At 63.2% G+C, this 1,083-nt stretch carries 1 protein-coding gene; it reads right to left on the bottom strand.

Annotation, left to right across the window (positions count from 1 at the left end):
* Positions 1-524: 524 nt before the first annotated feature.
* A complete protein-coding gene (locus CEP50_RS19725) occupies positions 525-977 on the bottom strand; it encodes an HAD-IA family hydrolase (RefSeq protein WP_374957113.1) in 453 nt (150 codons plus the stop codon).
* Positions 978-1,083: the final 106 nt, after the last annotated feature.

The following is a 1,083-nucleotide window of genomic DNA, read 5'->3' as shown; positions in this document are numbered from 1 at the left end:
AGGGGAAAGCACACGGGGTGCGAGCGTTCGACTTGCATGTGTGAAGCGCGCCGTCAGCGTTCGTCCTGAGCCAGGATCAAACTCTCCAACAAACAACCAGAGAAAAAACCCCAGCAACAAACACTCACAAAAACCACAAGACCCACACGGGCCCCACACGCACACAAACAGGGCACTGTTGAATTCTCAAAGAACACACCCACCACCGTGGGCTTCCCGATCCGATGTTACCGGACCGGTCACAGTATTCACGTTCAAACAACGCTCGACACGGAACGAAACCGCCCGTGTCGATTTCCTATTCTACACCACCCATCGCCCGAGTTCTCAGGGGGGTGGACACTCACCAGAAACCGACACGGACTCCTCGACCTGCCCGTCGCCCGAGCAACTCTCCAGAGCCCGTCCCGACCTCTGTTGGGAACAACTCTACACACCCGTCGAACCACCCCCGAACGGGGGGTCACCGTCGTCGAACCGACAACCGAAGCAGCAGTTCGGAGGGTGCCCCACGCGAGTTCCGCTCACTCGAAGAGCACCGCCAACTCGTCCAAGGTGGATGCCACGTCCCGGTGCAGCACTCCGACCATCCCCGTCCGCACCGCCGCCGAGACGTTTCGCGCCACGTCGTCGACGAAGACGCAGTTCCGCGGCGAGACCCCCAAGAACTCGGCCGTAAGATGATAGATCGCCGGGTCGGGCTTACTCGTCCCCACTTCCGCGGACAACACCATCACGTCCAGCACCCCGGCGTCCGCCACTTCGGGCGGCACCGAGTTCCCGTTCGACAGCAGAGCCGTGGCGACTCCCCGCTCTCGCAGTTCCCCCAGCCGCACGAGCAGCGGAGCTCGCGCGCCGGGCTGCTCCGTGCCGTGATCATCCAACACTCCCCCGTAGTCCGTGACGAGGGCCGACAGGGCCGTCCGCATCCCGCTCCTCCCGAAGGAACTCACACCTTCCGGTGAAGACTCCCCCACCACTGAATTCACGGTACGGGGAGAGCCCTCCTGTCCCACAGAGGCAGTCGACCAAGGAGCGTCATCATGCACAGCACGCGTCCCCACAGGACCCCCGCCCCCTCAC

This window comes from Actinopolyspora mortivallis (genome assembly GCF_003001495.1).
In the GTDB taxonomy this organism is placed as follows: Bacteria; Actinomycetota; Actinomycetes; order Mycobacteriales; family Pseudonocardiaceae; genus Actinopolyspora; species Actinopolyspora mortivallis_A.
Note: the sequence above shows the minus strand (reverse complement) of the source record. Positions and strands in the feature narration are given on the sequence as shown.